Origin of the sequence: Okeania sp. SIO2F4, from assembly GCF_010672385.1 — a bacterium.
Taxonomy (GTDB): domain Bacteria; phylum Cyanobacteriota; class Cyanobacteriia; order Cyanobacteriales; family Microcoleaceae; genus Trichodesmium.
Map to the genome: position 1 here is coordinate 1 of NZ_JAAHGT010000621.1, position 5,895 is coordinate 5,895.

A 5,895-nucleotide genomic window follows, 5' to 3' on the forward strand; every position below is an offset into this window, starting at 1 on the left:
CTTAGATGACATTTCAATTATTAAGTAATTAACACTGGCTAAATAACTTTTTTGATAATTACAAGTAGCGTTAATGTTAATTATTCTTATGTTTACTACGACCTACGGACGTTGTATCCAACGTCCCTACCTAGTACGGACGTTGCATGCAACTACCTACTCCTAAAATGTAGAAAAGTTTTTGAGAAATGGTATTAGAGCTAAAACCCTACTACGAAGCTCTAATTATAACTATTCAAACGGACATGATATTACTTCTTCATCAATTATCAAAATTATCAAATGCACAGTTTAGCTGAAAGTTTTGCTTGGGGAAAATGTACCTACATAATGGGTATTTTGAATGTCACACCAGATAGTTTTAGTGATGGTGGTGATTTTAATACACCAGAAGCAGCTTTAATGCAGGTAAAAAAAATGGTGGAGGCGGGGGCTGATATGATTGATATTGGCGGTCAATCAACTCGACCAGGATCTGAAGTTGTTTCTATAGATGAGGAACTTAATCGGGTTTTACCAATAATTAAGTTGTTAAGAAGTCAAAAAAATATTTGTGCGGAAATTCCAATTTCTGTTGATACTACTAGGGCAATAGTTGCAGAAAAATCTGTTGAAGCTGGTGCTAATTTAATTAATGATATTTCTGCCGGAACTTATGATGATGATATGTTTTCTGTGGTGGGTTCTATGAAAGTGCCGATTATTTTAATGCACATTCGGGGTACGCCAAAAACTATGCAAAAATTGACAGACTATCAGGATTTAATTGGGGAAATTTATCAGTTTTTACAGAGTAGAATTGAGGAGGCTGTTAGAGCTGGAATTGAGAGAGAAAAAATTATTATTGACCCTGGTATTGGTTTTGCTAAAAATTACGAACAAAATTTAGAAATTATCCGTAATTTATCAAGATTTAAAAGTTTAAATTGTCCGATTTTATTGGGATTATCTCGTAAAAGTTTTATTGGTCAAATTTTAAATCAACCTGATGCTAAACAAAGGGTTTGGGGAACTGCTGCAGGTTGTGTGGCAGCGATCGCTCAATCTGTAGATATTTTACGGGTTCACGATGTTAAAGAAATGTCTGAAGTTTGTGGGGTTGCTGATGTTATTTTTAGATAGGGAGTAGGGAGTAGGGAGTAGGGAGTAAGGGAGTGGGAAAGAAGTAAACATAAGAGCTGATTTGTAAACTTCGCTAAAAGTCTTATATTACCTAGCTTTTAGCAATTAGGGGTTTACTTGATAATAACTCCTAAAACCTAAGTATAGCAAATGATTCAGCGCCTTAATATTTACTTTATAAATCAGCTCTAAGAATAATTAACACCCTGCTAGCTAATAATTATCAAAAAGGTTATTTTATCTGTGTCAATTACTTGATAATTAAAGCTCTACCTAAGTAGAACTACTTTTAGTAATTTGTATAAGAATTAGGAGTTAGAATCAAGAGATCATAAGATTTAAGTTTAACCAGAGATGATATAATATCTAGTCTGGCAAAATAGCGGTGAAAGCTCCATGTCTTTCAACTAAGAACAGTAATAAAAGGCAATTACTTTTGAATCCTGACTTCAGTGCTGATAACTGATAGTTGAAATAACTTTTAACCAAAACATCGGCTCTCAAACTTCCTTTTTTGAGAGGATAAAAAAAGCTAACTTCATTATTTTTTTAAGTCTTTAGCTTCAGCAGTCGGTACTAACAGGGCTATTTAATTCTAGAATAAAGTGAAGATTTTACTGCTTTTTCAAAGATTGAAAGTTACATCAATCTTTGAAAAAGCATATTTTCGTTAATGCACGAAAATTCCAAAATTAGAATGAAATAGCCCTGTCGGTACTAATAACTAATAACTAATAACTGATAACTGATAACCGATAACTGATAACTGATAACTGATAACTGAAATGTCTCGCTCTAAAGCTCTCTATTCTTATATATTAATCCGTTTGCTATTAGCGCCACTAATGTTATGGACAATTAGCACTGTAGTTTTCTTGTTATTACGAGCAACTCCGGGAGACCCTGTGGATGCCATTCTTGGATCGAAAGCTTCAACGGCAACTAAAGAAGCTCTCCGGTCTCAACTTGGTTTAGATGGTTCACTACTAGAACAGTATCTTAATTATCTAGGAAAATTATTTAGTTTTGACTTGGGTACATCCATGACTACTCGTGGTGAGTCAGTTTGGCAAATTATTCAAAATTATTTTCCCGCCACTGTAGAATTAGCAGTATTTAGTATGGCGATCGCTCTAATTGTTGGGATTTCTATTGGGTCTATTGCTGCTTCTCATCCTAATACTCGTTTGGATGTTGGTGGGCGTTTATTTGGAATTTTTACTTATGCAGTTCCCCCTTTTTGGGCAGGCATGATTTTACAATTAATTTTTGCCGTACAGTTAAAATGGTTTCCTTTGGGTACTCGTTTTCCTATTAGTGAAAATCCACCTCTAAGCATTACAGGTTTATACACAGTTGATAGTATTTTAAGTGGCAATATCGGTCATTTTTTCACGTCTATATATTATTTAGCTTTGCCGAGTTTAACATTAGGAATTTTGCTGAGTGGTATTTTTGAAAGAATAGTAAGAATTAATCTCAAACAAACATTACAAGCTGATTATGTAGAAGCTGCTAGAGCAAGAGGTATTCCTGAATTAAGAATATTATTTGCTCATGCTTTGAAAAATGCCATGATTCCAGTAATTACGGTTTTGGGATTAACTTTTGCTGCTTTATTAGGAGGAGCAATATTAACAGAAGTAACTTTTTCTTGGCCTGGTTTGGCAAATAGATTGTATCAAGCAATTAGTTCGCGAGATTATCCGACAGTGCAGGGAATAGTCGTATTTTTTGCTGGTATTGTTGTGGTGGCTAGTATTTTTATTGATATTTTAAATGCTTATATAGATCCGAGAATTAGGTATTGAATGAGGGTCAGGAGAGAAGAGGAGGAAGTTTCAAGATATAAGGAGGAGCAAGTTTTGATCGCTAATTATCTAGATATGATATTTCTCCCTATCCTCCCTACTGGTTAAAACTATTAATAGGGAATATCAAGACCTAGCTATGTTTATACTTTTTTGGTAGAACTTTATCCTTTCTGGTTAAAGAAATTTTTTGGTATACCACTTACATTATATTAAGCACCATTGACAAAAAAATGCCACAAATTTTACTATTGCGTACAACGCAATAGTAAAAAATTATGTTTATTGGTACTAAAGAAGCAGCTTCTCTTTTGAATATTTCTACTCAAAGAGTAAGACTATTAATCAAAGAAGGTCGGATTCAAGGCGCTAGAAAAATCAATGGTCGCACTTGGGTAATTCCTCTATATAAAGGAATGCCAAGAGTTTCTCGTAAAAAGCGTGGACCTAATCCCCGTTGGCACTCATGTAGACATTGTGGCAAAAATACTATTCATTTTGATCGTCCTAATATTGCTGTGAATAAAAAGAAGAAAAACACCGATCTTCATGTACTTTCTGCCAAGCGAGGAACTAAGACTTTAGCAAAAGGTCACGAAATAGAGATTCACGGTCCTTGTAAAATTGTTTATCGACCCGATCGACCTCACTCTTGTGGAGCGACGGTCTGGATTGAGACTTTGGCAACGGCAACGATGTTTAATTTTGATGGTAAAATCAAGCAGGTTGATAGCAGATGGATTGAAGAATAGTAGTCAATGTGATGTAAGAAATTAATCAGAAAAATATTGAGCAGCCTGAAAAGCGCTGTAACGTATTTCATATCAGAAGTTGATATTTCTAGACTGGATTATCTTGAATTATAATTAATGGTTTAGTTTAACCATTAAAATCTAGTTGAAATGCCTAAAATTCAAAACTTACTTCTAACTAGCAGTTTTTTTTACCTTTACCTTTCGACCTATTGTTTAGCAAAAACTCCTGAATTTTCTGAATATTCTCTCAGAAAAACAACTATAAATATTATTTCTCAACGTCAAACAGAAACAGAGGAAAATTTAGAATCTCCAAATATATTTTCTCCTAACCCTCTCGAAAGCACTGAACCAGATCCACTATTACCAAATCCTCCTACTTCTGGAATTATAAGTGGAGAAAAACGAGAAGAACTTTCCCAGGAACTTGACCAACTTAATGTTGAAGCAGCAGCACTATTAGGAGCAGGAGAAACAACTAAAGCTTTTGAAACTTGGAACAGAGAATTACGTTTGCGCCGTTATCTTGGTAAGGCAGAAGAATTGGCAGCTTTGTCAAGAGTTGCAGAAATAGCATGGAATAATAGTCAAAAATTGCAGGTGCAATGGATTACAAAAAGACTGGAAATTCTACAACCAGAAATTCAAGAGGAAGAATCTCCTAATTTGGAATTGTTACAAGCATTAGGTTCAGCATTTAATATAGTTAGAGCTAAAGATCCGGCAGTTGAAGTTTATCAACAGGTGATTGTTGAGGCAAGGAAAAAAGAGGATGTCGCTACATTAAAACAAGCTTTAACGGCTATAGGAGAAATACATTTGAATTGGTTAGATTATGATAATGCAGCGATCGCCTATGAGGAATTATTAGAGGTTCAGCAACAGAGTGATTCAGAAATATCTGAAATAGAAACAACAAATTCTCCTGTAAGTGGTAATTTTGAAAAAGTAAGTACTCTCCGGCAATTAGCTTTTATTTATAATCAAGGGGGAAAACCTTTACAAGCAATTACGGCGAAAGAAAGGTTAGTAGATTTTTACGAAGGTCAACAAAATATTATAGAAGTTCCAGAGATAAAAATATCGATTGGTGGAGATTATGAGGAACTTGGCAGACTTAATCTTGCTAGTCAATACTATCAAGAAGCTTATGATATTGCTCAATCAATTCAACGGTTTGTAACTGCTAGTGATGCTTTGGAAAATTTAGCTGCTCTCTATCTTTCTCAGGATGAAAAAGAAGCAGCAATTGAAATATATAAAGTGCAATTGTTGATGGATCAACAGTTTGTAAATGTTTATGGGATGATGGAAACCTATGACCGCATGGGGCAAGTTTATGCACAGTTAAAGGCTTTTGGTTTGGCAATGTCATCTTTCCAAAGAGGTTTAGAATTATCCAGACAGTTGGGAGGATATCGAGAAAGTTATTTTCTACAAAAGCTTGATAAGTTGAATAGAAATTTGTGAGTAAGCATTCAGCGGTCAGCGGTCAGCTATCAGCTATTCTTCTTGGTCTTGGGTAAAAGCTTTATTAATTGAACTAGAATTAAGTGGGGTATTATTGCTATTTGCCTAGGATTCCGTAGGAAAAGCTGATAGCTAATAGCTGAATGCTTAAATTTGTGATTTGACTATAAAGAATAGGAAAATTAATAGCAATCTTCCTATTCTAGAATCTTTAAAATTTAGACGATTAGCTTCTACTTACACCATTTTAATAAAGTTATAGTATAAGTCTCAATTCTTAAGTCCTTAGAAAGGGGAGTTTGGGGGGGATTAAACTCTTCCATATCTTGAACAAATTGGTATTACTTAATTAATTCAAAAATCCTATACTTATAGAATATACAAAACATAGCTACAGGAGTAAGTAGAAGTGTTAAAGATAAAGTGACAGTAGATAAGGTGATAAGCACTGCTCCTACTTCAATTATTTCTAAAATAATCGAAGCAGTTATTTGAGTTTGATTTTTTTTGCTCTGGTTTCCATAAGGTTTAGGTAAACGTTTCTGGGAATTGCTATTATTCATTTTTGTTATTTATTGAAACTACATGTATACCATAAAAGATAGATACTACCCCAAGGCAAGGGGTGCAATAATTTACCTATAAATCTCTTACAATAAAGTATTCAGCTTAAGGATAGCTTGGGAGTAACCCAAACCTTTTTTCAACTCCTTAAAATTATTAGGAATTTAAGTTTG

The 5,895-nt window shown here is 34.1% G+C and carries 5 protein-coding genes; 4 read left to right on the top strand and 1 reads right to left on the bottom strand.

What is annotated here, in order from left to right; all coding sequences use genetic code 11:
- Positions 1 to 282 precede the first annotated feature (282 nt).
- The 4 genes from folP (at position 283) to F6K22_RS28925 (ending at position 5,158) form a co-directional block, all read left to right on the top strand.
- Positions 283 to 1,122 carry a dihydropteroate synthase gene (gene folP / locus F6K22_RS28910; protein ID WP_293106028.1) on the top strand — a complete coding sequence of 280 codons (840 nt, stop codon included), beginning with the start codon at positions 283 to 285 and terminating at the stop codon, positions 1,120 to 1,122.
- 785 nt (positions 1,123 to 1,907) lie between these two features.
- On the top strand, positions 1,908 to 2,933 hold the full coding sequence (locus F6K22_RS28915) for an ABC transporter permease (RefSeq protein ID WP_293106031.1): 1,026 nt from the start codon (positions 1,908 to 1,910) through the stop codon (positions 2,931 to 2,933).
- A 278-nt stretch (positions 2,934 to 3,211) separates the two neighbouring features.
- The gene (locus tag F6K22_RS28920; RefSeq protein WP_293106034.1) at positions 3,212 to 3,685 is read left to right on the top strand and encodes a helix-turn-helix domain-containing protein; all 474 of its coding nucleotides are present in this window, start codon (positions 3,212 to 3,214) and stop codon (positions 3,683 to 3,685) included.
- Between the two features lie 150 nt (positions 3,686 to 3,835).
- Positions 3,836 to 5,158, top strand: a complete 1,323-nt coding sequence (locus F6K22_RS28925; protein WP_293106037.1) for a tetratricopeptide repeat protein — start codon at positions 3,836 to 3,838, stop codon at positions 5,156 to 5,158.
- Between the two features lie 341 nt (positions 5,159 to 5,499).
- Here F6K22_RS28925 and F6K22_RS28930 read toward each other — a convergent pair whose 3' ends face one another.
- Complete coding sequence (locus tag F6K22_RS28930; protein WP_293106040.1) at positions 5,500 to 5,721, bottom strand: hypothetical protein; 222 nt, start codon at positions 5,719 to 5,721, stop codon at positions 5,500 to 5,502.
- Positions 5,722 to 5,895: the final 174 nt, after the last annotated feature.